Origin of the sequence: Limnoglobus roseus (assembly GCF_008254045.1) — a bacterium.
Taxonomy (GTDB): Bacteria; Planctomycetota; Planctomycetia; order Gemmatales; family Gemmataceae; genus Limnoglobus; species Limnoglobus roseus.
Genome location: NZ_CP042425.1, coordinates 5260552 through 5285344, shown reverse-complemented (window position 1 = coordinate 5285344; position 24793 = coordinate 5260552). Strand labels below are relative to the sequence as shown.

General features: G+C 65.8%; 36 protein-coding genes. 16 read left to right on the top strand and 20 right to left on the bottom strand.

Annotated elements, in window-relative coordinates; all coding sequences use genetic code 11:
- Nucleotides 1-67: 67 nt before the first annotated feature.
- Complete coding sequence (locus PX52LOC_RS22240; protein ID WP_149112155.1) at nucleotides 68-2287, bottom strand: hypothetical protein; 2220 nt, start codon at nucleotides 2285-2287, stop codon at nucleotides 68-70.
- Nucleotides 2288-2365: 78 nt separating this feature from the next.
- Between PX52LOC_RS22240 and PX52LOC_RS22235 the strand changes: the two genes are divergently transcribed.
- Nucleotides 2366-2635, top strand: coding sequence for a hypothetical protein (locus tag PX52LOC_RS22235; protein ID WP_149112154.1), 270 nt, complete (start codon nucleotides 2366-2368; stop codon nucleotides 2633-2635).
- A 19-nt stretch (nucleotides 2636-2654) separates the two neighbouring features.
- Here PX52LOC_RS22235 and PX52LOC_RS22230 read toward each other — a convergent pair whose 3' ends face one another.
- The 8 genes from PX52LOC_RS22230 to PX52LOC_RS22200 form a co-directional block, all read right to left on the bottom strand.
- On the bottom strand, nucleotides 2655-3173 hold the full coding sequence (locus tag PX52LOC_RS22230) for a hypothetical protein (RefSeq protein WP_149112153.1): 519 nt from the start codon (nucleotides 3171-3173) through the stop codon (nucleotides 2655-2657).
- Nucleotides 3174-3338: 165 nt separating this feature from the next.
- Nucleotides 3339-3920, bottom strand: coding sequence for a hypothetical protein (locus PX52LOC_RS22225; protein WP_149112152.1), 582 nt, complete (start codon nucleotides 3918-3920; stop codon nucleotides 3339-3341).
- Nucleotides 3877-4104 carry a hypothetical protein gene (locus PX52LOC_RS40810; RefSeq protein ID WP_168219143.1) on the bottom strand — a complete coding sequence of 76 codons (228 nt, stop codon included), beginning with the start codon at nucleotides 4102-4104 and terminating at the stop codon, nucleotides 3877-3879. Before PX52LOC_RS40810 ends, PX52LOC_RS22225 begins: the two co-directional genes overlap by 44 nt.
- Nucleotides 4105-4521: 417 nt before the next feature.
- Nucleotides 4522-5025 carry a sigma-70 family RNA polymerase sigma factor gene (locus PX52LOC_RS22215; protein WP_149112150.1) on the bottom strand — a complete coding sequence of 168 codons (504 nt, stop codon included), beginning with the start codon at nucleotides 5023-5025 and terminating at the stop codon, nucleotides 4522-4524.
- Between the two features lie 100 nt (nucleotides 5026-5125).
- Complete coding sequence (locus PX52LOC_RS22210; RefSeq protein ID WP_149112149.1) at nucleotides 5126-5356, bottom strand: hypothetical protein; 231 nt, start codon at nucleotides 5354-5356, stop codon at nucleotides 5126-5128.
- Nucleotides 5356-5691 (bottom strand): hypothetical protein, encoded by a 336-nt coding sequence (locus PX52LOC_RS22205; RefSeq protein ID WP_149112148.1) that lies wholly within the window; start codon nucleotides 5689-5691, stop codon nucleotides 5356-5358. The genes PX52LOC_RS22210 and PX52LOC_RS22205 overlap by 1 nt, the downstream gene beginning before the upstream one ends.
- Nucleotides 5692-5726: 35 nt before the next feature.
- Complete coding sequence (locus PX52LOC_RS43405; protein WP_261345032.1) at nucleotides 5727-5858, bottom strand: hypothetical protein; 132 nt, start codon at nucleotides 5856-5858, stop codon at nucleotides 5727-5729.
- Nucleotides 5855-6064, bottom strand: coding sequence for a hypothetical protein (locus PX52LOC_RS22200; protein WP_149112147.1), 210 nt, complete (start codon nucleotides 6062-6064; stop codon nucleotides 5855-5857). The genes PX52LOC_RS43405 and PX52LOC_RS22200 overlap by 4 nt, the downstream gene beginning before the upstream one ends.
- Nucleotides 6065-6227: 163 nt before the next feature.
- Between PX52LOC_RS22200 and PX52LOC_RS43400 the strand changes: the two genes are divergently transcribed.
- Nucleotides 6228-6554 carry a helix-turn-helix domain-containing protein gene (locus PX52LOC_RS43400; RefSeq protein ID WP_149112146.1) on the top strand — a complete coding sequence of 109 codons (327 nt, stop codon included), beginning with the start codon at nucleotides 6228-6230 and terminating at the stop codon, nucleotides 6552-6554.
- Between the two features lie 124 nt (nucleotides 6555-6678).
- Here PX52LOC_RS43400 and PX52LOC_RS43395 read toward each other — a convergent pair whose 3' ends face one another.
- Entirely contained in the window at nucleotides 6679-6804 is a 126-nt protein-coding gene (locus PX52LOC_RS43395) for a hypothetical protein (RefSeq protein ID WP_261345031.1), read from the bottom strand.
- Nucleotides 6805-6943: 139 nt separating this feature from the next.
- Here PX52LOC_RS43395 and PX52LOC_RS22190 point away from each other — a divergent pair, with 139 nt between their 5' ends.
- The 10 genes from PX52LOC_RS22190 to PX52LOC_RS22150 all read left to right on the top strand — a co-directional run bounded on the left by PX52LOC_RS22190 (nucleotide 6944) and on the right by PX52LOC_RS22150 (nucleotide 12546).
- On the top strand, nucleotides 6944-7528 hold the full coding sequence (locus PX52LOC_RS22190; RefSeq protein WP_149112145.1) for a helix-turn-helix domain-containing protein: 585 nt from the start codon (nucleotides 6944-6946) through the stop codon (nucleotides 7526-7528).
- Nucleotides 7529-7530: 2 nt separating this feature from the next.
- A complete protein-coding gene (locus PX52LOC_RS43390; protein WP_261345030.1) occupies nucleotides 7531-7653 on the top strand; it encodes a hypothetical protein in 123 nt (40 codons plus the stop codon).
- 66 nt (nucleotides 7654-7719) lie between these two features.
- Nucleotides 7720-8091 carry a hypothetical protein gene (locus PX52LOC_RS22185; RefSeq protein WP_149112144.1) on the top strand — a complete coding sequence of 124 codons (372 nt, stop codon included), beginning with the start codon at nucleotides 7720-7722 and terminating at the stop codon, nucleotides 8089-8091.
- 129 nt (nucleotides 8092-8220) lie between these two features.
- Complete coding sequence (locus PX52LOC_RS42730) at nucleotides 8221-8835, top strand: hypothetical protein (RefSeq protein ID WP_246173438.1); 615 nt, start codon at nucleotides 8221-8223, stop codon at nucleotides 8833-8835.
- 153 nt (nucleotides 8836-8988) lie between these two features.
- Nucleotides 8989-9408: a hypothetical protein gene (locus tag PX52LOC_RS22175; RefSeq protein ID WP_149112143.1), complete on the top strand. Its 420-nt coding sequence runs from the start codon at nucleotides 8989-8991 to the stop codon at nucleotides 9406-9408.
- Between the two features lie 162 nt (nucleotides 9409-9570).
- Nucleotides 9571-9900: a hypothetical protein gene (locus PX52LOC_RS22170; RefSeq protein ID WP_149112142.1), complete on the top strand. Its 330-nt coding sequence runs from the start codon at nucleotides 9571-9573 to the stop codon at nucleotides 9898-9900.
- Nucleotides 9901-10055: 155 nt separating this feature from the next.
- Nucleotides 10056-10700: a hypothetical protein gene (locus PX52LOC_RS22165; protein WP_149112141.1), complete on the top strand. Its 645-nt coding sequence runs from the start codon at nucleotides 10056-10058 to the stop codon at nucleotides 10698-10700.
- Nucleotides 10701-11062: 362 nt separating this feature from the next.
- Nucleotides 11063-11350, top strand: coding sequence for an ArsR/SmtB family transcription factor (locus PX52LOC_RS40805; protein ID WP_168219141.1), 288 nt, complete (start codon nucleotides 11063-11065; stop codon nucleotides 11348-11350).
- A 190-nt stretch (nucleotides 11351-11540) separates the two neighbouring features.
- The gene (locus PX52LOC_RS22155) at nucleotides 11541-12107 is read left to right on the top strand and encodes a Panacea domain-containing protein (protein ID WP_149112139.1); all 567 of its coding nucleotides are present in this window, start codon (nucleotides 11541-11543) and stop codon (nucleotides 12105-12107) included.
- The gene (locus PX52LOC_RS22150) at nucleotides 12091-12546 is read left to right on the top strand and encodes a hypothetical protein (protein ID WP_149112138.1); all 456 of its coding nucleotides are present in this window, start codon (nucleotides 12091-12093) and stop codon (nucleotides 12544-12546) included. Before PX52LOC_RS22155 ends, PX52LOC_RS22150 begins: the two co-directional genes overlap by 17 nt.
- Before the next feature lie 577 nt (nucleotides 12547-13123).
- On the opposite strand, the gene PX52LOC_RS22145 is transcribed toward PX52LOC_RS22150, so the two are convergent.
- Nucleotides 13124-13348, bottom strand: a complete 225-nt coding sequence (locus PX52LOC_RS22145; RefSeq protein WP_149112137.1) for a hypothetical protein — start codon at nucleotides 13346-13348, stop codon at nucleotides 13124-13126.
- A gap of 787 nt (nucleotides 13349-14135) precedes the next feature.
- Nucleotides 14136-14426: a hypothetical protein gene (locus PX52LOC_RS22140; RefSeq protein ID WP_149112136.1), complete on the bottom strand. Its 291-nt coding sequence runs from the start codon at nucleotides 14424-14426 to the stop codon at nucleotides 14136-14138.
- Nucleotides 14427-14581: 155 nt separating this feature from the next.
- Between PX52LOC_RS22140 and PX52LOC_RS22135 the strand changes: the two genes are divergently transcribed.
- The 3 genes from PX52LOC_RS22135 (at nucleotide 14582) to PX52LOC_RS22125 (ending at nucleotide 17218) form a co-directional block, all read left to right on the top strand.
- A complete protein-coding gene (locus PX52LOC_RS22135; protein WP_149112135.1) occupies nucleotides 14582-15193 on the top strand; it encodes a hypothetical protein in 612 nt (203 codons plus the stop codon).
- 76 nt (nucleotides 15194-15269) lie between these two features.
- Nucleotides 15270-16058: a zinc ribbon domain-containing protein gene (locus tag PX52LOC_RS22130; protein WP_149112134.1), complete on the top strand. Its 789-nt coding sequence runs from the start codon at nucleotides 15270-15272 to the stop codon at nucleotides 16056-16058.
- A 28-nt stretch (nucleotides 16059-16086) separates the two neighbouring features.
- A protein-coding gene (locus PX52LOC_RS22125; RefSeq protein ID WP_390637529.1) for an IS3 family transposase occupies nucleotides 16087-17218 on the top strand; the annotation gives its coding sequence in 2 pieces (ribosomal slippage) (nucleotides 16087-16368 and nucleotides 16370-17218; 1131 coding nt in all).
- Nucleotides 17219-17614: 396 nt separating this feature from the next.
- Here the strand turns inward: PX52LOC_RS22125 and PX52LOC_RS22120 are convergent.
- The 8 genes from PX52LOC_RS22120 to PX52LOC_RS22090 form a co-directional block, all read right to left on the bottom strand.
- The gene (locus PX52LOC_RS22120) at nucleotides 17615-19228 is read right to left on the bottom strand and encodes a hypothetical protein (protein ID WP_149112133.1); all 1614 of its coding nucleotides are present in this window, start codon (nucleotides 19226-19228) and stop codon (nucleotides 17615-17617) included.
- 11 nt (nucleotides 19229-19239) lie between these two features.
- Nucleotides 19240-21909 carry a hypothetical protein gene (locus PX52LOC_RS22115; protein ID WP_149112132.1) on the bottom strand — a complete coding sequence of 890 codons (2670 nt, stop codon included), beginning with the start codon at nucleotides 21907-21909 and terminating at the stop codon, nucleotides 19240-19242.
- Nucleotides 21882-22223, bottom strand: a complete 342-nt coding sequence (locus tag PX52LOC_RS22110; protein ID WP_149112131.1) for a hypothetical protein — start codon at nucleotides 22221-22223, stop codon at nucleotides 21882-21884. Before PX52LOC_RS22110 ends, PX52LOC_RS22115 begins: the two co-directional genes overlap by 28 nt.
- 257 nt (nucleotides 22224-22480) lie before the next feature.
- Nucleotides 22481-22687 (bottom strand): hypothetical protein, encoded by a 207-nt coding sequence (locus PX52LOC_RS22105; RefSeq protein WP_149112130.1) that lies wholly within the window; start codon nucleotides 22685-22687, stop codon nucleotides 22481-22483.
- A 37-nt stretch (nucleotides 22688-22724) separates the two neighbouring features.
- The gene (locus PX52LOC_RS22100; protein ID WP_149112129.1) at nucleotides 22725-23120 is read right to left on the bottom strand and encodes a hypothetical protein; all 396 of its coding nucleotides are present in this window, start codon (nucleotides 23118-23120) and stop codon (nucleotides 22725-22727) included.
- Nucleotides 23117-23293: a hypothetical protein gene (locus tag PX52LOC_RS40800; RefSeq protein WP_168219140.1), complete on the bottom strand. Its 177-nt coding sequence runs from the start codon at nucleotides 23291-23293 to the stop codon at nucleotides 23117-23119. The genes PX52LOC_RS22100 and PX52LOC_RS40800 overlap by 4 nt, the downstream gene beginning before the upstream one ends.
- A gap of 33 nt (nucleotides 23294-23326) precedes the next feature.
- Nucleotides 23327-23971, bottom strand: a complete 645-nt coding sequence (locus tag PX52LOC_RS22095; protein WP_149112128.1) for a hypothetical protein — start codon at nucleotides 23969-23971, stop codon at nucleotides 23327-23329.
- Nucleotides 23972-24008: 37 nt separating this feature from the next.
- Nucleotides 24009-24266, bottom strand: coding sequence for a hypothetical protein (locus PX52LOC_RS22090; RefSeq protein WP_149112127.1), 258 nt, complete (start codon nucleotides 24264-24266; stop codon nucleotides 24009-24011).
- Between the two features lie 390 nt (nucleotides 24267-24656).
- Here PX52LOC_RS22090 and PX52LOC_RS43385 point away from each other — a divergent pair, with 390 nt between their 5' ends.
- A complete protein-coding gene (locus PX52LOC_RS43385) occupies nucleotides 24657-24779 on the top strand; it encodes a hypothetical protein (protein ID WP_261345029.1) in 123 nt (40 codons plus the stop codon).
- The last annotated feature ends 14 nt before the right edge of the window (nucleotides 24780-24793 follow it).

Sequence of the window (24793 nt, the reverse complement as noted above, 5' to 3'; positions counted from 1 at the left end):
CGGCTCCAGGTGCGAAAGCGGTTCGTTGCGTTCTTGAGAGCGGGCACCGCAAACGCTTGCGGTGGGGTCACCCGCCGGGGTTCGGGTTGTAGTTGCCGCCGAACGGCCCCTGCCCGTTGATGCCGTCGATGAGCAGGTTCAGCCACGGGTTGCCCGTGTTGGCGGCCCCGCCGGTCTGGAACGACACCGTGGGGTTCAGGGGGACGCCGTTCAGGCAGATGACATCCGTCGTCGACTGGGCGGCGAACAGGGGCGACGGGACCTTCGCGATACCCCACCAGATCGGGTCCTTCGCCACCGTCGCTTCCGGCAGGCCGCCCGGGAACTGAGCCTTGACCTGGGGGAGCAGGAACGGGGCGATCACCTGCATCGTGGCCAGCCGCTCGGGCCGCCGGTGGCCGTACACGTATTTGCCCGTGGCGGTGAACTTCAGGTGCCCGCTGTCGGCTTTCTGGGGGTTGTCTCGGCGCACCCACCGGTTGAGGAGGATGAAGTCTCCCTTGCACGGCGGCGGGAGGGGGTCGGGCTCCTGGGGCGGAACGCCGTACCGGACGGCCGTCCACCGGATGGTGACGGTCGCCTTCCCCCGGTTGGTCTGGGTCACCGGGTTCGGGTACGGCTGGCCGGTGCTCGGGTCCTTGGCGGCCGCGTTCGGCATGACCCGCTTGCCCGTCTCCTCGTCGATCTCGGACGTGAGGTAGTAGACCGAGTACGTGGACGGGTCGTCGGCCGGATCGGGCTTGGTCGTTGGGGTGGGCGTGCTGGTGACGGGGTTGGAGCCGAACGAGCCGAAGCTGTTGTCGGCCCCGCCGACGCCCCCGGCCTGGGGGTTGTAGCCGTCGAGGAGGGCGGTGAACCCGTCGGCCGCGGCCCCGCCCCCGGTCGGGATGGCCACGCCGAAGGCCGTCGCCTCAATGGAACTCGGTGACGGCCCGACGGGGCCGATGGGGATCAGGCCGCCGAGGATGTTGGCGATCTCCTGGGGCGTCAGGTTCGGCGGAACAGTCGTGTTTCCCCCGTTCCCGCCGCCCGGGGTGCCGATCAGGATCCCGCCCCCGACACCCCCGCCGCCGGCGATTGGGCCGGGCGTGGGCTGGAGGCCGCCGCCGGTGAGGTTCGCGAAGGGATTCGGTCCACTCACGAGCGTGCCCGGGAGGCTCGGCGTCGGCAGCTTTACCAGCTCGCTGCACGGCTCCTGGAAAGGGGCGCGGAGCAAGTCCTTCTCGTTCGGCGTGTCCGCCGGGATCGTGTACGCGGCGGAGCCCTGGGGGAACATTCCTACCGGCGGCTCGGAGAAGAGGTCAGAGCGTAGAGCGGGTGATCCGTTCGCCAAGACCTTCTTCGCGTCCACCAACACTGTCATCGTGGCCGACACGGACTTGCGCTTGGTTCCGCCGCGATAAGAAATATTCAGAATGGGTGAGGTTTTCCCGATTGAGACTTGGTACCTCATCGCCACCGAGAACATCAACTTCGTCGCCAGGGCAACGGCCTCGGAATACTTCCGGTCCACGTTGCCCGTGAGTTCGACGGTGATCGTCGCGTAGGCCGCCGCCGTCCCGGCCCTGGTCGAAATCTGCGTCGTGACCACGGCATCGGCCGCCTCATCGGGGGGCCGCATTTCATACTGCTCTTCGGTTCGGTGGTACTTCAGGGTCAGGCCGTCCGGCTCCCACCCCGATTCGAAGTCGATCTCCTGGTACCCGCCGGCCACGGCCGGGATGCCCGCCTCCTTCAACGCCTGCTGTTTCGTCAGCGTCCGATCCCGGCAGACGATCATGCCCTCGACGGTGCGGGTGCGGTAGCCCTGTATGTCCCGCGACTCGTCGTACTTGAAGTGGTGGTTGAGCACCTTCCGCGTGGCCGTATCGCACGAGGCGAGCGTCACCTCGACGACGACCTCGATGAGGAACGCGGCCTCGGCGATCTCCACCGGCCGCACGTCGATCACCTTCGGGCCGTTCGCGTGGTCTCGGTTCGCGTCCGGGTCGTTCGGGTTGTTCCGGTCCCCGACCTCGACCATCGTCTGGCCGAACGGGGCGTAGACGAAGTAGCGGCGGTGCCGCATCAGTGCGTTCTTGATCCGGTCGAACGTCTGCGATGGCGTCTCCGGGCTGGTCGTGGGGGCCAGCCCGCGCGTCACGACCCCGCGGGCGGTGATGGTGTGCTTCGACGCGGTGACGCTCACGCCGCCCGGGTCGGTGATTTTCTCCGTCCGCATCTCGGACTGGAGGTAACTCAGGACGATCGAACCGAACTGCCACTGGGCGGGCGATGAAACGGACATTGCTCAGAACTCCGATACGGAAGATGTTGCCTGAACCGAACAAATTCGCGACACTGGAGGCATCCCCGAGGGTTTCCGATGCCCCGCTCCCGCGACGATGACTATGACGATGACCGCCGTGATGACTTCGAACCCCGCCGCCCGGTGAAGTCGTCTGTTACCGGCATGCACGTGATCTTGGCCGGGATTGCTGCGGGCCTTGTAGCCGCCCTCGTCGGCGGGGGTATCTGGATGGCGGGGAAGGAGCATAAACCTGCTGTCCAGTATGGGAACAACCCTCTCATTGATGCTGCGGAGAAGCAGTATCAGAACATTCTTGAAGAAGAGCGGGCAAAGCAGGGTCGGTGAATTCATCAACTCATCCGCCTCACTTGCCATTCATTCGCTTCTGTGCATCCTTCTCTTCCTGCTGAATCTGCTCATAGAGCTTCTGCGCCGCTTCCGCGAGCGTGCCGCCCTTCGCGTCGTCCCCTGGCAGTAGGCTGTTGAGCTGCTTGGAGATCTTGTCGAGCGGCCAGTTGGCGATCGCGGAGAGGTAGTTCTCCAGGCTCTGGAAGTAGTTGTCGATCCGGGCCAGGAGGATCGTCTGCTCCTTCTGGTTGTCCTTGTTCGCCTGGTCGCTCTCCATCAGCGCCCGGGCCGATGACGACGTTCGATCGCCCTGCTCGCGGCTCCGCAGTTGGTCGCGGATCTCGCCCTCGGTCTGCACCATGTGCAGCAGGCCGGACATCTTGCCGATGCGGTCGTTCATTTCCTGAAGCTTCCTCGTCGCCTCCTGGGCCCGCTGGCCGAAGTCGTACACCTTGCCCGCGGCCTTCCCGGCCGCCCCGCCCATCGCGCCGGCCGCCTCGCCGCCGACCTGACCGCCGACGGCCCCGCCGACCACCGCCCCGATGGGCCCGGCCGCCAGCCCGCCGACGATCGCCCCGGCGACGTGGCCCGTGGGGGAGTCGAGTCATGCGGTCCACGGGGTTGAAATTAAAACGGGCCGTCTCGCGCCACCGGCGGCCGATCCACCGCTCGACGGCGAACGTCATGGTGATCGTCTCGGTCATGGGGTAGGTTCCTCGTTGGGTGTCGGGTCGCTGGACTGAGGGTTGCGCACGGCGACGCACCGAAGGCCGAACGCGCGGAGCAGCGTCTTCAGGGCGAGTTTGAGTCGGTAGTCGGGGTCACGCGGGGGAACGCCGGGACCGGCCTGCGGGTCGGCCACGGGGCGGAGGACGAGCACGAACACGAACTCGCCGTCGGGCGGGGTCATTTCTTCCCCCGCTTCCGGGGCTTGGCCGGCTTCTTTTTCTTCTCGTCGGGGGCGTGGGTAACGATGACGGAGAGGGGATCGAAGGCGAACCTGCTCCGCCACGTCGAGTTGCGAGACGACGCTCAGGACGCGCCTGTCCTCGGCGAACTCGGCGACGGCCTCTTCGGAAACTTCCCCCCGGGCCACTAGCGGGACCATCTTCTTGAAAAACTGCGAGCGGAGTTCTACCTTCGCCCCCCGATCAGCCAGCCACCTGTACAACTGTGCTGCTCTTGTGACCACGACGGCCGACAAGGAGAAGAGGGCCCCGATCTCGCGAACGGCTTCGTCAACGGTCAGGCTGTCCAAGGGCTTGAAGGCGATCGAGGTCACGGAGGAGGTTGAATTCTCGCTGCTCTTCGCGGCGGCGGCGTGCGCCAATGCGGCCCCGCTCGCGCTTCTTGTCGAGCAGGGCGGGGTCGGCACTGGTGGCGAGGGCTCTTCGGAGGGCGTCGGCACGTTTGTTCTCCTGGTAGGTGGCAAACTTGTCGGGGTCTTCGAACCGCATTCGCTCCATGCGGGATCTCTGCTGTAAGCGGGCGGCGTCGGCCCGGCACGTCGGCGAGCAGTACCTCGTACGATTCCGCCCGGGTGCCCACTTGCGGAACGGCTGGCCGCAGTGGAGGCAAGGACGGGTTCGATCAGGGGGATTCTTCTTGAGGAATCTGGCGCGGGCGGTTCTCGCGCGGTACAGCCGTAGGCAGTCGGCGGATTGACAGATGACACGGCGGCGGAGTGGAAATCGCGGGGGGGATGACCGCCTCGCAGATGCAGCAGTGCTGGGGCGCATCCCGGTCGATCCGCGGCGGCCGCAAAACCGCGGATCGGCACCCAATCGAGCAATACTTCCGGAGCGTGCCGGCTCGCCGGGTAAACGTGAACACCGTCCGGCAGTAGGCGCACCGCAACGTCGTTGTCATAGGACGAGATGCGGTCATGCCAGCCCCCTCGCGGTCCGGATGATCCGACCGACCCGCCACGCCACCTGCCCCGCGGTCATGAGCTTCTGCGCGGCGATCTCGACCGCCGATAGTTCAAGGACGAACCGGGCGTGCACGAACTCGCGGTCGGCGGGGTCAAGGCGGGCCATCAGTTCGCGGAGGCGGTTGCGTTCGGCCGGCGAAGGCCCTGTCTCGCCCCCATCGTGCCGGTGGTCAACCGGGTCGAACTCCCGGCCGTCGTCGCCAACCAACTCCCCGAAGGTCTTCGTGCCGCGACGACGGTGGGACTTGGACAACACGCTGCGACAGACCATCACCGCCCAGGTGGTCGGCGCGCCCTTGCCGGCGTCGTAGCGGTGCGAATAACGCATGATCGTCAGCACGGCTTCTTGCGAGAGGTCGTCCGCGAGGGCCGCCGGGGCTCGCCTGAACATGAACTGTCTGACGAGGGGGTACACCCGCTCGGCCAGTTGTGGTGGGGTCAAGGTCGTCTGCATTTCTTCCCTCCGTGAAGACGCACAATCCTACCCTCGGGACGTGCGAGGACCCCGACGGCCAACGACGGCCGTTCCCATCCGCTGCGGGGCGCGTGAGTGGTTAGCGTTTGCCGCGGGCGTCGGTGATGACCTGCTTGACGCGCTCCAGTTGCAGCATGTGGCGAAGCTCCCCGAGTGCCCTCGGGTGCAGGGCAACACCCTCGCGGTCGAGGATGGCCCGGAGGTGCTTGCTGCCCATGACTGGCAGCGAGAGGGCCTCAGTGCCGAATCGGCGGACAAGGTCGTTGAGTTGAGCGGTGTCGATGCGGCGATCGTGGTGCTGGCGTCGCATTACGCGGCCTCCTTGCTCGGGGTGATCTGATACTCTCCGGCCGCGGCGAAGAAGGCGTACAGCCGCTCGCGGTCGGTGTGGTAGTCGTGGGCGAGCATCCGCATCCGCTCGGCCGCCGCGTCGCCCCACTGCCTCGCCCATTCCGCCCGCGAGTGTGCGTGAACGCCCCCGAATCGTCGATCGACGAACTCCTGCAAGGCGGTGAGGTTGACGAACTGGAACGCGGACAGCATCTCGCGCAGGTACTGGATCATCATGTTTTCGAGCCCCGTCAGCAGCAGGTCGCGGGTGGGGTCGAGGACGGCCTCGTCGAAGGGTGGCTTGGTCTTGGCCATGACTGTGAATCCTTTCGGTTGGGGGATAATGAACTTCAGCGGCGGAGGTAGTTCTTCAGTTCGCGAAGCGATTTGAACGCGTTCACGTGCAGAACGCTTTGCAGGTGAAGGGCCGCGAGGTGGTCGACCATCGCGGCGGCCTGACCCCACTCGGCGGCCGTCGTCACGACTGCACCCGAGAGCCGTTCCAGAGGGAGCAGATCGTCTCGGCGTCGGCCTTGATCGCCGCCCACGGACGGCCGTACCCGATCACCAACCGACATAGACCGATCGGCGTATAAATGCTCCCATCAGGCAGTCGCTCGCCGTGCCGAACGGGTACGACGTCGATCCGCCCGGCGGGCTCGTCAACCAGCAATTTCACGGCGTCCATGGCTTCTCCATCAGCGCGCAGTCTCTCACCAGCCCGCGACGTGCGGTCGTTCAGGGGAGTCGGCGAGCGGGGTTCAGGATTCGGGCCGGTTTGGCTAAAGAGGTATCAGGATGTCTACCGATGCCTGTGGGGAGATATTAGTGCAGTTCCACTTTAGGTTCAAGTGGATTTCCACTTATTCGGAGGAATTCATTTGTTCGGTCCAAAACTCAAAGAGTTACGCGAGGGAAAGAGCTGGTCACAGAGTCGACTGGCACAAGAAAGCGGCCTTCCACAAAAGTCGATTTCATCCTGGGAGAACGATCAAGCCGTGCCGCTGTGGGACTCGGTCGTCAAACTTTGCCGGTCCCTGGGGGTTGAGTGCAAAGTGTTCGAGGAAGTGTTCGACGAGTCGCCCGAGACACCAACCCCGAAAGCCGGACGCGGGCGCCCCGCGAAGAAGCCCGTCGAGGTGAAGCCGACGCCGATGGTGAAGAAGCGGAAGAAGTGATGGGAGGGAACCGAATCGCAGTGATCTTCCTACCGCTTGTGGAAAATTACCACCACCGGTCGGCAGCAGGCCAAATGTGTTGCTCTGACAACGACTCAGGTGCCAACCGTTGAAACCTGGAGTGTCATTCCACCCGCTCGGCCGGCACCCACTTGAACACCGCCGCCATCTCTGCGAACTGTCGCGCCGTCAGGCGTTGATTCCCCCGGGCCTGGATCTCCTTCTCGACGGGCTGGGCCAGTTCGTTCACCTCGGCCTCCGTCGCCGGCTTTGCTTTCGTCGGCTTGCCGGCGGTCTCTTCACTCGGCTAGCAACAACAGAGTTTCGACAGCGATGCTTGACGCTGTCTTTCCGGCGTGGGAAGATGCCCCCTCTTTTAAGAGGAAGCCATGATGGCGATGCAAAAGCCCAGGGTTGAGAAGCCCGTCACCGTCGGTGAAGCGGCCAAGTCTCTAGGCGTCGAAATCAAGGTTGTCTCGAAGTGGATTCACCAGGGCAAACTTCGCGGCACCTTTTGGACCCCGGGCGGGGTGCGCATGATCCCGAAGGAAGCCGTCCGCGCACTCAAGTCACTCCTGAAGAACGCGCCGCAGGGTGAGGGTGAGGAGCCAACCGATGACGATGTCCGGGATTTGTTCCATCCTGACCCCTTTGGTACTAAGAGTTCCTCGCACGCCCGGAAGGACCTCCCGCCGCGCCCCCTAACGCTCACGCAATACGCGCACCTGCTCGGTGTCACATCCGGAACTGCTCGCAGGTGGTGCATGGATGGGAAGGTGCCGGGGGCCGTGGTGATCGACGACGCCGGTCACTGGCGCATACCACTCTGGGCGGTTCCGGCGAGCCTCAAGCCCGTCCCCGACCCGGTTGAGACGGAAACGCTCCGACAGCGGATGGCCCGCTCGGCTCGTGCAATAGCCGAACTCAAGGCGATGAGCAAGAAAGAGAATAAGGCCGATAGGGAGCGGAAGTAGATATGCCGTTCCGGGCGAACTTCGAGGCGAACGTCGCGGATCCGCGGTTCGGCCGGGCGTGGGCGGGCGAGTGGGTCGCGCGGCCGCAAACGGACGGCGATCAGTTCGCGTTCACGCAGCGCTGATCCGCCGAAGAAGTGACCGTCGGCCAGTTGTCGCCCTTTCAAGTGTCGTTAGGATCGGAGGCGACCATGATGTGGCAAAGGTGGAAGTGGCCGCTGGCCGGGATCGGGGTGGCCGCAGTTGTCATCGCAGTCTGGGTGATTCGATCGCCCGGCCGACCGTTCAACGCAGTGGACTGGCAGGACGAGCGCCTCGCCTCCAAAGGGGTTCGCTTGGAGATGGCGGAAAGGCTGGTTGCCCGAGGCACCCTGAAAGGGATACCGCAAGCGGAAATCATCGGGCGCATGGGCAAGCCCGCGCCGGCCAGCTACTCTCCGAACTGGCAGATGGTCTACTGGCTCGCCCAGGGGCGTGGTTCCTCACCCACGGAATCGGACTGGCTCATGATCCGTCTCACCGATGACGGATTCGTCAGCGAATACCGCATCGTCCGAGACTGAATCGACAGACTTGCCACCGGCCCCGAAGGAGTAACCCCCCATGCCCGTCCTCGTCGCGGTCGTGTTCCTCCTGGCCGGCGTGCTGTTCTGGTTCGGCACGGGTCGGCACCGGCGCGGGGAGGGCGGGCGATGACGGAGGCGGAGTGGCTGGCGGATGGCGACCCGACTGCGATGCTGGATTTCTTCAAGCGGGAGGCGGACGGCCGCAAGCTGCGGTTGTACGCCTGTGCGTGCTGTCGGTGCGAGTGGGACAAGTTGACGGACGAGCGGAGCCGGGCGGCGGTCGCGTTCGCCGAAAAGTACGCGGACGGCCTCCTGTCCGACCTGAGCCTCTGGGAGCAATGCAGTCTTGCGACGACCGCGTGGGGCGAGCGCGTTCGGAGTGGCGGCACCGAAGACGTGACCCACATCTTTTTGCTCGCGAGGACCGCCACCGAGGAGGCCCTACGCCTACGCCGCCGCGCGTACCCGCCGTACGGCCTTCCAGCACTCCCGTCGGTGATGCGTGACATCCTGGGCAACCCGTTCCGCCACTTCATCCCCGACTCGTCTTGGCTCACGTCCACCACCGTCGGCCTCGCGGAGACCATCTACGAAGAGCGTGCGTTCGACCGCCTGCCGATCCTCGCGGATGCGCTCCAAGACGCCGGGTGCGAGGACGCCGACGTGTTGGGCCACTGCCGGGGCGACGGCGTTCACGTCCGCGGGTGCTGGGTCGTCGACGGGGTGCTCGGGAAGGGGTAAAGGGTAAAGACTTGACCCGCGGTTGCAGGTGGGGTCCAATGACCTGCCGGTGTTATGATGCGCCGGCGCACACTCGGACTCTGTTCGGCGGCGGAGGGCTGTCGGGTGGTTGTGTCGTCTCGAACACCGGAAGGCGATCCGAATCGGTGCAGGGTGTGTGGCCGCCGCTGCCGAATCGAGCCGTCCTGCCTCTCGCCGGACGCACCGTGCCCGTCGTGCGGGCACCTCCTCTGGTTCCCGGCCGAGGCCCACAAGGCGGCGGGCGCGGGGCACCCGGCGGGCGCGGGGCACCCGGCGGTCCGGGCCAAGCGGCCGCAGAACCCGCCGACGGTCCGCGATCCGCAAGCGCAGGCACAACGACTGGTGCGGCGACTCGTCCGTCGGGCAGAGGGACGCCTGGGCCAGCCGAGTGCGGCGGTCGCGGCGGTCCTCAACGAAGTGCGGGATCCCCATCAGGTTGAGCGGCTGTTATCGTTGCTGGCGGCGGCCCGGTGGTGGCCGGAGTTGCTTGCCGCATGGCGGTCAGAGCAGAGCACGCCGAGCCAAACTCAACACCGGGCAAAAATTGGTTGACGGCCCGCCCACTCAGCAACGCGCCGGATGGGTTGGTGATTGACCGACGGCCGGCGGGCGTTTAGCCTAGCGGCAGCGGCCGAGCGGCTAGGGTCGGCGGCCCGCCAGGATTAGAACAACTCCGAGTTGGCCTAATCCCTGTTCGGCGACGGAGGCGTACCGATGGGCGACGGCTTCGAGCCGGTGCATGAGGTTGTGGACTACTGCGACGGACCGCGGTCGGGGTTCGCCGACTTCCGCGGTCGGCCGCACTGGTTCTGCGCCGTCGGCTGGTTGTCCCCGCCGGAGGACGGCGAGGCCGAATGGGACGTGACAGGGTTCGACCCCCGCGACAACCGCTTCCAGTTGGTCCCGGTCGCCGCCCCGAACGGCAGCCAAGCGTTGGCTAGGGGCACCTTCCGCGTCCGCGAGCCGGCCGCGGACCTGCCGGCCGGCCAGTTCCGCATTCTGGAGGTGCATTGGGAGCCGTATGGATGCATCTTCCTGGGGTAGCACAGACGCCGAACCAGACGCTGCACCAGACCCGGCCGCACCCTGACCTCTTGCTCGGCCAGACACGAACCGTCGTCCGGCACATCATCCTTGCCCCACGCCGGCCCGGCGGGTAGGCTCAGTTCTCACCGCCCCATCCGTATCGAGGACACCCCATGCTCCGCGCACTCGTGGCCCTGTTCGTCGTCGCCCCACTGGCCGTTGCCGCCCCGCCACCGATGGGGGCCAAGAAGGCCGACGCCCTGTACTTCCCGACGAAGGTCGGGACGAAGCGGGTGTACGAGGTGACGTTCAATGGCACCACGACCGAGCTGACAATTGTAGTCACGGCGGTGGTGGAGAAGGACGGCGTGTGGCGGGTCACCGAGGAGAGCGACGACCCGACTTCGGCGGTGGCCGGTGGCAAGTCCGTCATGACGAACGAGGTGTCCGACAAGGGCGTTACTCTCGTGGCCCGTGGGGCGAAGGATCTGCCGAAGCCGCAGCCGTTGCTCAAGCTGCCGGCGAAGTCCGGCGACACGTGGGACTTCGATCCCGCACCGGCGAATCGTTCGGCCGGCCTGCAGAGCGAGGCCACGACCTACGTCGTCGGTAAGGAGGAGGACGTGGAGACGCCGGCCGGGAAGTTCAAGGCCGTGTCGGTGGAGTCCAAGCGGAAAAACCCCAAGGCCGAGAGGGTCGCGGGGCCGGTCGCCGTCACGCAGTGGTACGCGGTCGGAGCGGGGAAGGTGAAGGCCGTGTCCAAGATCGGCGACCGCGAGCGGACGATGGTCCTCAAGTCGTTCACGCCGGCGAAGTGAGCGAGGGGTGGCCACTGGCGCAGGCCGGCCCCCAAGTCGCGGCCCGCTCGCCCCACGCAGTTCAGATGTGGAGCGCGGACTGCGGCGGTTAGCCCCTAACGTCTCAGGGCAGGCACTCGCCGCTGGCCACGACTGCAACCCGAGGGCCGAACCCCGTCGCCGGGACCACGGTGATGCGGCGGGTGAAGCATACCCGATCGGGCGGCCGAAGGGCAAAGAATCGCCGCCGCCGGTGGCCCGCACGTCCGGGTTGTGCTCGGCCTCGTGCGCGGGTAAGGTTCTGGGATCGGCCTCCGTTCGCCCGTCCCGCTTTTGATCCCATGACCGACTATCCAACCGCGCGCACCGTGGCCGCGAGACTCATGGCCCTCGCGGACCCGACGCGAGTGAGCATCGTCCACGACATCGCGGTGGCTGGGCCATCGGCGGTCGGCAAGATTGCCGATCGGGTGGCGTCAACCACGACGAGAGTCTCCCCGCACCTGCGCGTGCTGAAAGACGCCGGGATTTTGGAAGACCGGCGGGAAGGCAAGTCCAGGGTGTACAGCTTCGTCCCCGGCATCTTCACTTCATCCCAGAGGACCGACGACCTCGGCACCCTGCACTTCGGCGGGTGGCGGATCAGCATCGGGCGGACGGCGGGGAGGTAAGGATTGAAACGGTCAATCTCAAGTTGAGTGGACTCTTCCTTGCGAACCGATTATCCGAACTCTTATCAAAATCGGAATCTAGCGCAAGGTGTTATCACGGTAAGAATAGCAACGAGTGTTCTGACAGAATTTACACCGGCTATACTCGACAAGCGTACAATCCCCTCTGGGTGTTATTAGGGGAAATCTCATGGCAGCCATACTCCTGCCAGCAGCAGCCATTGCGAACGAGTTCTTGGAGCGAAGTGGTCGCGACCAACGACCTGTCACGCCCATGCAACTCTTGAAGTTGGTTTATATCGCCGACGGATGGTACCTGGCTGTGACGGGCAATCCGTTGTTCGAGGAGCCGGTTCAGGCTTGGCGATACGGACCCGTGGTTTCTCCGTTGTTCCATGAGTTCAAAGAGTATGGGGGTGGGGCGATTCGAAAACTCGCGCATGTCCCGGTGCCCACTGGGGATGACCCCTTTGAATTTTCGCTTGATGCTCCTTTCGTCCCCAAAGGAGATACCGATAAACTTCAACTGCTTGAGTGGGTGTGGAAGACATACGGTTCGATGAGCGGCATTCAGTTGTCCAACCTCACGCACCAGCCCGGTACTCCGTGGTGGAACGCGCGGGAACGAATGAAGAAAGAGAATGTTGAAAACAAGCGACCAGAAGAGTCATGGACTTCGCATTGCGTGATTCCCAACGCGGACATTCGTCAGCACTACGTTGACCTCTGGAATAAACGGAATGCCCGACCAGCCTGACAAAGTTCCGTTGGGGGCGCTGACAGCTTCGAACGTTACCGAGGACGAGGGTGCGCCCGCGGGCAAAAAAACACAAAGGCGAGGCCCCCGCGAACTGGAAACGATCAAGCGACTGCGGCTTATAAACGATCGTCGGCAACTAAATCTGGACCAAGAAAAAGCAACACACCAACAACTGATCCAATTTCGCAAGGATCTCTGCCAGTTCGCCATGCGGGTGGTCCTTGGCTGGCAACTCGCCATTCTCGCCATCGTGGTATGGCAAGGGAACGGCCTGCTCACCATCAATCATCATGTACTCTTGGCTCTCATCACAACGACAACAATCAACGTGTTCGCATTTCTGATCATCGTGATGAAATTCGTGTTCCCTTCTCCTGCATCGGAGAAAACAAAAACCAAAACGAAGAAGAAAAAACAGCGCGTCGAGAGATCCTAATTATTGCCCCCATCAACCCCACCTCATCCCTTCCTCACCTCTCCACCGGCACCCACCCTAACATCGCGACCTCGCTGATCCACTTCGCCGTCGGCCTCGCCCCGCCGCGGACCTGAATCTCCTGCTCGACGCGGGCGGCCAAGCCCTCGACTTTCGCCTCCGTCGCCCGGGCTTTCTTCCCCCGCTACTGCGATCGCTCCCGGTCGACCGTCGTTCCGGGGCGGGAAGAGATCCGATACCCCGTGGAGTTACAGGCGTGCGCGACGACCACGAGCGGGGCCGTGGACGCGGACAGTGAGTTGGTCACGACGCTGAAGGTGGGGTGATGGGGTTGACTGAATCGCCGCCGGCGTGCGAGAGTCTTCCCGACCGCGAGGGGAATTCTGATGGTCCCAAGCAATCTTGTAAAGTTCGCCAGCCAAGTCCGTGAGATGGACACGGAACCGCAATCAGAGCGGTTCGTGCGCATGTTCATGGAAAGGCTGGCGAACAACTGCCCCAAGACGTTGCTGAGGCAGTTGTCAGAGTGCGTCATTGACTTCCGTAAGGCGGAAGTTCGTCAAGAAGCCGAGGCGAATTAATTCTCGCTGTCGAGCACTTCGGCGAGTGCTCGACGCACGACCTGGGTACGGGACGGACCCGCCCAACCGTGTTGCCCTGCATGTTTGTCATGCTCGGCGAGTGCTTCCTTGAGTGCCGCGATGATCCGCGGCGACTCAGCAACTTCACGGAGGACGCCCTCCGCCGTCGCCTTGTCCATCGTCTCGCAAAACGCCTCGTCGAACCAGTTCGGCTTCAACATTATGAAGCCTCCCTGCCGCAAGCTGCTCTAGACCCAGCGGCCGCCCTTGACTAAATAGCCAGAGGGCTTGCGGCACAACCGCAAGGTCTCGATTGACGGGGAAATCCGTCAGCCGCACCGGCTACCTCGTCGCTCTTACTAGGGGACGAACGGGGTAGCCGGTGTCTCGTTATGCGGGCCACCGCATCGGCGTGGCAGCCGCCATTTGTCAATTCGGAGTCGTTCACTCCGCTCGCATCTGAGGTTGTACGGTCGAGAGATTGGGGGTATGATCCAACTCTCTTCTCGCGGGGGCTCGTAGCTTTGCTTAGCAGGCTTTTTGCTACGAGCCCCCTCCTTTTACCTCACTTCTATGAGCTCACGCAAGGCCAGATGGCGTCAGCATTTATTACAAGTGAGCGGGCGTTCAGGTTAATGCACTAGCAAGGCTTGTTTTTAAGGTGTTTTTCGGACAGGTCAAGCTTTGTTTGCGGCTCAGTAAATTCTGAGAAAATTACCTTCGTGGAATATCACGTCCCTGACAATCTTGCACTGTTCCTCCTTCGCTGACAGGTCAAGGATACATTCCTACCAATCCGCCCCTTGACCCGCCGCCCCCGCCGTCGCCGAAGATGCACGCTCACGCAAGTGACCCGGCGACGGGGTCCGGCCTGCCGGCAGTCGTGGCAAGCGGCGAGTGCCTGCCCCGAGACGTCTGGGGCTAACCGCCGCAGCCCGCTCCCCGCTTACAATCTGCCGTGGCGCGCGGGCCGCGACTTGGGGGCCGGCCTGCGTCAGTGGCCAACCCTCACCGACATAATCCCCGGTCGCTTGCCGCCCGATCCGCCGGTCCGATCATCGCGGTAACATCATCGCGCAACCGGCGGCTGTCCCTTGCGGCTTGACTGCACGCCCGCAGGATTTTGTCCACGTACTGTTGTGAAGGACTGTGCGCGGGGAGCACAAGCCGCAGGCACTCACCCGCGAGTATTGCCGCCGCCAACTGGTTGTTGATGTCGTGAACGCCCTCGGCCAGCCGGGCGTGGGGCGTGGCCGCAAGGGCGGCATCGGTGAAGTCGGGCACCAGAACGTGGGCCATGTGCGAGCCTCCCCGGACGGACGTGGTACTCAGTCTGTTGAAGAACAAACGTCCGTGTGCATGTGCGATGCCGTAGTGAACAGATTGAGGGCGCCACCGCCCTTGACCCGTCACCACCCGCCCCCGAAGATGGTTCCAGCAACGGGGGCTATCACATGCGCGTCGTCATCGTCGTCGGGCTGCTGTTCGCGGCCGTCACCCATGTGGCGGCCGCCCCGGTACCGAAAACGGCAACGAAGGTGACGTACTACCCGACCACCGCCGGCGCGAAGTGGGTCTACCAGCAAGAGAAGCGGGAGTGGGAGGAAGTGATCACCAAGGCGGAGCAGCGGAAGGGGGAAACGCTCCTCACGGTCTCCGTCACCGAGGGCGGCGGGTCGTACGACGACACGTACACGATCAGCGATGAGGGTGTGACCAAACTCACGACGAGCAATTTCCAACTCTCACGCCTACTGATCAAATCGCCCGCGAAGAAGGGTGACGCATGGGCCGTCGAAACGCCCGTCCAGAAGGGCATCCTGCCCGAAGGCGGCATGGCGACCGTGGGGGAAGCCGAGGACGTGGAAGTGCCGGCCGGGAAGTACCACGCCGTCCCGGTGCGGATCGTCGTGACCAAGACGAACGGCCAGGTCTTGGCGACCCCGGGGCGGACGTACACGCACTGGTACGCTCCTGACGTCGGCCTGGTGAAGTTCCATTGCCAGGACGGGGGGACCGACCTCGACCGGGTGTTGAAGTCGTTCACCCCGGCCGTCAGGAAGTGACCCACCGTCGCCGGCCGTGAAGCCTTGACCCGTTAGTCCCGGCCCCCGAAAATGGCCCTGTCACCGAGGGTCCGCCATGTCACCCGTGTCCGCAACGCCGTGCCCGCAGTGCGGCGAACCCGTCCTCTACGACCCCGACTCGCTCGCCCGACAAGCGGGGTGCGGGGCCTGCGGTAAGGTGGTCCGCCTGACCGAGACTTCGCCCGTGGCCGGTCCGGGGCAGATGAACTTCACTGTGAACGGCCGCCCCGTCTCGCTGGCCGGGTTCCGCCCGTCGCCACTGGCCGTCGTGGCGATCGTACTGGCCGTCGCCACCGGCGTGGCCCTCGCCGTCGTGTTCGCGGCGCTCGCCCTGGGGTTGGTACTCGCCGCGGCCGCGCTGATGCTCGCCGCAGCCGTCGTTGGTCGAGTCGGCCGGGCGTTGTCCCGCGGGCGGGGCGGCAACGACACCCGCCTGCGACTGCCGGTCATCGTCGTCGGGCTGCTGTTCGCAGTGGGGTGCTCCGATCGAGACCCCGCCCGGAAAGAACTGGCGGCCGCCCAGGCCGACGCGGCCGCGGAGAAGCAGAACGCCGAGGTCGAGCGGCGGGTGAAGGAGGAGTTGGCGAAGCGGGATTCGGCACCAAAGAAAGTAGCAATTGCACCCCAGCCCGACCCACCCGCGAGAATCTACACATTCGAGGAAGCGTGGGCAGAGGCTAAAGAGATCAGCACCAAAATCAACTCACAAGAGCCGGCAAAAACGGAAGAGGCGTTCAATCGACTGGGGAAATTGGATCAAGGAGCCGCCCGCGCGTTGCACATGAACGCACGCGAGATGTACCCGCACTGTATAGTGGACCCCGAAACTGAGACCGCCAGGTAAGCTACTCTGGCGGCCCTCGGAGGTGGTCCTGATGACGGCGAAGCGGAAGACCCACACGGCGGCGTTCAAAGCCCAGGTCGCTCTGGCCGCGGTGAAGGGCGACAAGACGGTCAACGAGTTGGCCGCCCACTTCGGCGTCCACCCGACCCTCATCCACGGGTGGAAGAAGCAACTCCTGGCCGGGGCCGAGGCCGTGTTCGCCGCCGGAGCGAAGGCGGTCGCCCCCGGCGACGACCAGACACCCGCGCTGTACGAGCAGATCGGCCGGCTCAAGGTCGAGCTCGACTGGGTGAAAAAAAAAGCTGCGACGTTCGGTTGACGACCTGCGGCCGCTGATCGACCCCGGGCACGCCGACCTGAGCGTCCGTCGGCAGTGCCAACTGGTCGGGCTCGGCCGGGCCACGTACTACCGGGGGCCGGCCGAGGAGTCGGCCGACAACCTGGCCCTCATGCGGCGGATCGACGAGCAGTACACGGCCTGCCCGTTCTACGGCAGCCGGCGGATCGCCCGGTGGCTGGCCCGCAACGGCCACCCGGCGAACCGCAAGCGGGTCCAGCGGTTGCTCCGGGTCATGGGCCTGGAAGCCATCCACCCGAAGCCGAAGCTGTCGGCCGGGCGGGGCCACCCGGTGTACCCGTACCTCCTCCGCGGCGTGCCGATCGACCGCGTCGGGCAGGTGTGGAGTGCCGACATTACATACCTGCCGCTGCCCGGCGGGTTCATGTACTTGGCCGCCACCATCGACTGGTACAGCCGGTACGTGGTGGCCTGGCGGTTGTCGAACACGCTCGACGGGGCGTTCTGCCGGGACATGCTGGACGAGGCGTTGGCGGCCGGCACCCCGGAGGTGTTCAACACCGATCAAGGGGTGCAGTTCACGGCCGGGGCGTGGGTCGAGCGGGTGGAGGCGGCCGGGGCGCGGGTGAGCATGGACGGCCGGGGGCGGTGCCTGGACAACGTGTTCGTCGAGCGGCTGTGGCGGACGGTGAAGTACGAGGACGTGTTCCTGCGGGGATACGAGACGGTGACCGAGTTGGAGCGGGGGTTGAAGGCGTACTTCACCTTCTACAACGAGGCCCGCTTGCACCAGTCACTGGGGTACAAGACCCCGGCCGAGGTGTACCGGGCCGGACGGTCAAAAGAGCCGGCGAAGGAGTAGCTTAAATTCGTCGGTTTTTGGTCTCGCAAATGGGGTCCACTATACTGGCCCGCGGATATGGATGAACATTTGCTGGGTTACGGCCTCACGGATTTCTTGGCTAGGAAGCGAAGAGAGTTAGCGTTCAGCACTGGCTCGCACTCGATGAAAGAGGCTTGCAAGATCACTTGGAAGGCCGGCCTCGAACCAAAAGATTACGTTTCGGCGGCCGGTTCGTGGGAATCAGAATCGCCACGGGTCATGAAGGACGCTGTTACGGCACTTGATTACAAGAGGCGACCGCTGCTGACCGAGGCCGTGCGAGTCATCGAACGGCTTCCTGGGGGCGCAGACTGGCTCAAAACGATTCCGAAGTGACAACTCACTTCCGTCGGATGAGTTGCAGCACCTCCTGCTTTAGCTTCTCGTACCTCGCGTCCCCCTTCGATCGGCGAACTTCTCCAACTCCTTGATGAAGGCGTCGTTCGACACCTTCTGCACCGCGTCCGCGGCCTGCTTGCGGTTCACCTCCTCGATGCTGAGCGTCAGCTTCTTCAACAGGTCGTTGTACTGCCCTTGCACCGTTGGTAACTCGTCCGGGATGCCGGGGAACTCTTTCGCCAGACCGCCGCTCCGAATGCGGTCCACGCCCCGTACCTTGCCGGCGTTCTGAACGAGCGCCGGGTCGATCTGGGCCGCGCCGGCGATCACGTCCGGCGACAGGCCGGACAGCCCCCGCGACTTCACGAGCCGCGCGAACCGAAGGTTGTTGGTGTACTCGAAATCGTTCATCAGCCCGATGCGCGTCGCGCTGTCCGTTGCCGCCTCCACCCGTTGGCCGAGGATGCCGAGTTCCCCCTGCATCACGCCGATGCGCGACCGGCCCACCTCGGCCTTGGCCTGCACGATCCGCTGCTCGGCCTGGTTGATCTCGACCCGGAGCGACTTCATGTCCTCCTGGGCCTTGGTGATCTGGTCACCCTTCATGATCGCCAGCCCGGCGTATTTCGACTGCTCGGCCCCGCCGGCGGCCTCGGCCTTCTGCATCAGGTCGGCGCGCTCGGCCGTCAGCGACTTGGTCCGCCGTTCCAGTTCGTCGAGGAGGCGGCCCTGCCGCGACTTCATGTCCTCGGCCGTGGACAAGTCCTTCTCGCGGTCGATCACGTCCTGGCGGGCGGGGAGCAACTGCTGCGCCTCGCGGAACGCCCTCTCCCCGGCGACGGTCATCCGGTCGGCCGCGGGCATGAACGCCATGCGGCGATCCCCGGACAGCACGGCGGCGCGACTTTCCGCCCCGATCCTCTGCCGGCGCACTTCCAGCGACGCGGCCCGCTTCTCGTCTTCCGTCTCCTGCCGCAAGGCCGCGAACTTCTGATCGTACTCGACCCGGCGGAAGTCTTGCTCGCGCCCGCGGATGCCGTCCAGGAAGCCGACCGCCGTTCGGCCGAGGATGGTGTTGTTCGCGAACGCCCGCGCCTTCTGCCCGCGGGCCGCGCCCATGTAGTCGGCCAAGTCCGCCTCGTGGAAACTTTCCACGAACGACGGAAGTGCCGAGACGCCCGCGGCGACAATCGCACCGACCGTCCCGAGCTTCTCCAATCCGCCGAGGCCGGCGGACTGCGCGACGTTTGCCGCGCCCGACCGGAGCCCGGCCCCGAACTTACCGAGCAGTGTCGCGGGCGCGGGGGCCGTGGGCGGCTTCGTCAGGCTGGCCTTCAGGCCGACGAGTTGCTGGTCCGTCATCCGCGTCAGGTCGGCCGGCGTCAGGCCGCTCTTCTCGTAGTTCTTGTGCCGCATCGCCTCCAGGATGAGCTGGTCCCGCGTCGACGCGGCCCCGAACAGGTTCCCCGGCCCGCCGCCGGTCGGCGTGATGCCCGACGGCCGGGCGAGGGCCTCGGTCGCCTTCTTGAGTTCCTTCGTCTCGTCCGCCGCCTTCTTCGTGCTGTCCGCCAGGTCCTTCACGCCCTTCGCGGCCGTGCCGCCGGCGTCCCAGTCGAATCGGAGGCGGACCGTCTTGCTCGCGTCGCTCACGGGGGGAGTCCTCACTTAATTAAGCGTGCGCCGGGCAGGATCACCTTGAGTTTTGCCAACGCGTTCGCGTCCTCCCAGTCCTCGGCTTTCGAGGTCAGATTGAGGATGGTCCGGGTGGCGTTCGCCTCCTGGTTCTCGGTCCGCCGGCGGGCGGGGTACGGCAGCAGGAACGTCGAGTGCTCCATGTTGCGACTCGCCTGCGTTCTCGCGCCGCGACCCGTGGACCACGTCAGGTGCATCACCGCGCCGTCCATCGGAATGAGTTGAATCCCGTGATAGCCGACGCTGTAGCCGCCCGTGACTTGGTGCTCCAAGAGGTGCCCGATCAGGTAGTAATCCCCGACCTTCTTACTCACGTCCTGCGGGTCGATGAGAACTTCGGACAGGACGTGCGCGTCCGCCTTCGCGTCGTACTGGTAGCGGGCGATCACGCCGAGTTGCATGTCCCGGTGGCCGTGCCACTCCGTGCCCTTCTTCGGAACGTCGTCGGTCCCCACGTTTTCCCTGATCTTGGGCAGCTTGGCCGCGAACGGCTTGGACTTCGGGACACCGTACTTCGAAAGGTCGATCTCGACGTTCCGGTCGCGATCGTCACTCCCCGCCGGGGGCTTACCAAAGTCCATCCACCGCTTGTACGTGACCGGCGCGAACGTCTTGTTGTCGAGGACGTTCACGGCCGTTTCGAGCGCGAGGTTCGGGAACTTGGTATACACCAAGCCAGAAATCTCCGTCCTGCGATACACCGGGCCGGCTGTGAAGACGACCATTTGGCTTCCCGCGTCCAGCACCGACGGCGCGGCCACAAGTGAACCGGCCGGGCTGTTTTCCGCATGATCTGCCGCGTGCCACCGCCCGATGCACAGGTTCGAGATGGACCCGTACACGCTGGCCTGCTGGTTCCGACTCCACCCGTCGTAATAGTTCTCCTGATCGGCGACCAGGCCGAGTGTAGTCGCGCGGGTGGTGTCCGGCTTCTCGGGAACCACCTGCTCGACCTTGTCCGGCAGCAACAGCAGGTTCTTCCGCCAATCAACCTCGCCGTAGTAGGGCACGAATATCTTCTTGGACTTGCTGGCCGGCCCGGTGCCGTCGGTAACGTTCGCGACCGCCGCCCCGCCGGCCACCTCCCCGCTCAGAATCACCACGTCGGGTACTGGCCCGCCGTTCAACGGGGTGATTCGCAGCGTACCCGCCCCGGCATCATACGAGGCGGTCATTTGAGTCGAGAGCGCGGCGTTGATTTGGGCCGCGAGGTCGGCCAGCGTCCCGCCCGCGGACCCTTGCCCGACCGCGTTGAACAGCCCCCCGTTGACCGACACCGAGTAGGTCAGTGCGTTATCGAAGAGCGTCGAGTCGATGGTCAGTGCGCGGCCAGAGACATGCGTGGATTTCTTCGTCGACCACCCGCTGCTCACGTCGTCGTCGGCCACGCGAAAACAACGCCCGATACTTTCGACCGCCATCTGGCGGGCTTGGTCGTAACTCAGCCGGTCCGTGGGTCGAACCCCGTACCACTGGCCCGGCGTCTCGAAGTCCCAGGGGCTTGAGATCGGCAAGTCGACCGTGGTGACGACCGCGCCCGCCCCCGCCGCGGGGTTGGCGGACGTCAACGTGGCGGAAATCGGGACCGCAACCCCGTCTTCGACGGCCTGAATCTGCACGGTGTCGCCCGACCCGATCACCGTGGCTTCGAGCACGTTGTCGAACGCCGGGGTTCCGTTCACGACCCCGACGACCTGGGCGGCGGCTGAGTTGATGCTGCTGTGCGTGCTGGTCGGGAAGTCCACCCCGTTGACCGAGACGTTCGACGTGAACGGGGTTCCCGCGGGCGACCCGGAAAACTTGATCGTCCACTTGCCCCGCTGCGGCTGGCGGTTCGGCCGGTAGCTGACCTTGTCCGCCTCGACGTACCCCGTGTGCCACTCCTTGGCCATCGGGATCAGTTTCAACCGCATCTGGTACTTCACGGCGTCCCCAACAACACCAAGGCCCGGCGGCGTGGCCGTGGCGTCCAGGCCGAGCGTGACCGTGTCCCGGAACTCGTTGTCGGGCAAGTCCTCCCCGTCACCAGCCCGCGCGATGACGACGATGTCCCGGACCGGGCACCGCATGAAACGCAGGCCGAACAGGTCGCACAGTTCGCAGACCGCGTCGACCGGCAACTTGTCTTCCCAGATGACTTCCGGGTTCGTGTTCGTGGGGGGCGACGACTGGCCCGGGACCGGGGTGCCGTCCGTCTTGATCTGGCTGGCCTTCAGCCCCTCGGGGAAGTAAACCTTGTAGCCCTTCTCGCCCATCTCCTTCAAACACAATTCGGCCAGTTCCTTCGGAGTTTTCGCCGTCGGCCCGACGATGTTGCCACGCTCGTCCCGGCGGTTGTAGTGCCCCGAGATCGCCCCCGTCTGCCACCGCCAGGCGCGGTCGAGAAGCGTGAGCGTGAAGCGAAAACCGCCCCCGTCCTTTTCGACCTGCGAGTGGACGACCTTGCAGTCCCGAATGAGGAGGGATCGCTCGCCGTCGCTCATCAGGAAGTCGCCGAACGGCGGGGCCGCGTCGATGGGGAACGGCGTGGAGGCGGTGATCTCCCCGGGCTTCGACCCGTGGTAGATGCTGTAGTTCACGGCGTCGAACCCCGCGACGCCGGGGTAACCGCTCATCCCGGAAATGACGTGATCGGGCACGATATCACCCTGCTAGTTTGGACGCCAGTTGCCGGACGGCGTTCACGAGATTGTTCAGGGGGGCGATCTTCCGCCGCCTTCAGCAGCGGCCGCAGAAACTGCGCGTTGCGGGTCACCCAGTCGTCGTCGGGGAACCGCCCGACGGCAGCGCACCCGAGGAAGTGGGCGACGGTTTCGCGGTGTCGGTCGTCCGGCTCGTAGGCGTCGGCCGGCGTGACCGTGGCCCCGGTCCGCTGCTTCACCGCCAGCACCGACGCCGGCACCTTCGGGCAGCGGCGGCACGGGGGCGACGTGGCCCGCGGCAGGGGCGTCAACCCGTCCCGCGAGTACTCCCGTCGCCCGCGGTTCGGCGACTCTTCCTCGTCGTCGTACTCGTACGCCTGGCAGTCGGCGCACGTCCGGTTCCAGGCCGTGTCGATCAGTTCGAGGCGGGCGGCGACGAGGATTTTTTTGCGTCCTCCTCCTCCGCCCCGGTGTCCGCGTACCCGGTGACGACCAGTTCCAACGCCGTCAGGAAGGCGTCCGGCAGTGCGGCGAGGTTCTCGGCCGTCGGCGGGCCGTTTTCGCAGTTTCAGGACACGACGCGGCCGGCGAGGGCCTTCGTCACGACCTTCAGCCGGCCGGCCTCGCCCGCGGCCTTGGCGGCGCGCTGCAGGTCCGCCACCTCGGCCGACGACATCGGGCGGAAGACGCCGGTCAGGGCCGGGCCGTTCGGCCCCCACGCCCGGAGGGAGAACGGCAGGTTCATCCCGTCGCGGATCAGCTTCAACGTTTTCATCAGGTCAACCTTTTCGAAAGGGTTCAGGGAACGTGTCTCAGTCGCCATCGTCCTCGGCTCCCCGCCAGGCGTCGGCGACCACGCCCGGCAGGAGGGCCGTCATCCGCGCGACCAGGGCGGCCCCCGCCGGCCCCTCGCGGTCGTCCACCCCCGCGAGTTCCACGGCCGCCGCGACGAATGCCAGCACGGCCGATCGGTCGAGGATCTCGAACCCGTCCACCGGCGTCGTGCGGAACCGGGCCAGGAACTCGGCCGGGGTGAAGTACACCCGCCCAGCGTCTAGCACCCCGCGGAGGTCGCCGAGCCGTTCCCAGAACGGGTACCGCGGGCCGGTCCCGCCGAGCGCGAACAGGGCCTTCGGGAGCACCCGCATTGCGGCCGCCCACACCTCGCGGGCGTACTCCGCGAACAGAGCGTCTTCAAGGGCCGTCATCGCTTCCCCCGGTGCTTCTTCCGCGACCGTGACCGCGATCGCGCCAACGTCGGCCGGGGGGCCACCGGCCCGGCCAGTTCGTCCTTCAGCACCGCCCGCACGGCCCGGTCGGTGGCGGCGACCACGGCAAGGGCCACCGCCGCGAAGGCAGGCAAGTCGTTCCGGGCGGTCATCACGGCGTCTCCGGTCGGGAATGGGGTCGCGCGTTACGCCTTCGGCGGGTGGCCGATCGTCTGGAACACGGCGGCGGTCGGGATCAAGTGGCCGTGCTCGGCCAACTCGTGGGTCGCGAATACGATGACGGCCAGGTCCTCGATCTCCGCCCCGGCCTTCGCGCACAGGGCGCGGGTCGCCGCCGTCCGCTCGGCCCGGAGGTCGCGGTTGCGCTCCCGAATCGCCGCCTGCGCGGCCAGGCCGATCACGTCGCCCGCCCGCCGGTGGAGTTCCGGCATCAGCTTGCGGATCGTCGCGACGTCGTCCTGGCGGCGGCGGTATTCGGCCGCCGCCTCGTCGCCCCGCGCGTTCGCCGCCCGCACGTCGTCGGCCAGCGTCTCGCTCGGCCGCAGCCGGACGAGGTCGGCGTCGGCCTTCGCCGCGGCCGCCGCGGCCTCGGCCTTCGCCGCGAGCGCGACGGCCTCGTCCAACTGCCGCTTCGCGGAGAAGTAAGCCTTGACCGCGTCCGACGCCGCGGCCTTCGCCTTGGCGGCGGCGATCGCGGTCCCGCCGGCCGCCTTGCGGACCGGCGCGTCGAGGTCGGCCCCGGTGCGGAACAGGACCGACAGCACCCCCGGCCCTTGAGGGAGGGCCGATCCGGAATCGAGATTCTCGTCGACGTACCAGTTGCTGTTCATCTCGCGGCACTCCGTTCGGTTGGGTTGGGCCAGGGGGTCAAACCATGTCGAGGACGTTGCGGGCCGGTTCCTTCAGCTTGGCCGGGTCGTCGCCCCGCTGCAGGGCCTCCAGCACCGTCCGGGGGACGCGCCACTGTTGGCCGCGGCCGACCCGCAGGCCGGGCCAGTCGCCACGCTCCAGGTGGTACCGGATCGTGCCCGGGCTCAGGCCGGACCCGCGGGACAGTTCGACGACGCCGATCAGGCCCTTGCCGTTCGGTTCCGGGGGCTCCGTCGGTCGCGCTGTTTCGTCCATCGGTGTTTCACCCGCCGGCATCGGTTCGACGCGACTCGCACGCTGGTGGGCGTTCGCGCCGCGTGAGGGCCACACGGGAGTAATTGCCAAGTCTTTCGCCTGTTGGGCCGGTCCGGCTCGGAAAAGGCCCCGGCGTTCGGTCAAGACGGGGGTGCCGAAGTCGGCCCTCTCGTCGGCCGAAATCCGTGCCGAGGGCGGTTGCCCCCGGGCGTGGGCCGTGCGAAACGGCGTGCCCGGCTCAAGTCACCCGGGTGCTGTAACACGACAAAAAACCTTGGGACCTGTCAAAATGGCAAGCTGTAGGGTGTTCCACCATGGGACGTTCCAGGCCGGTGCCCTTGTGGGTGCGAACGGGCATCGCGGTCGGGCGACCGTGGGGTATGATGGGCCATGCGCACGAACGACCCCACCCGTCCGCCCCCGTTCGACACCACACTGTCGCCGGTCCGCAGGCGAAGCCGGGCCCGCCTGTGCGAGTGCCCGTTCGTCCGGTACACGCACGGCCGGTACTAGGCCCGCGTCGCGCT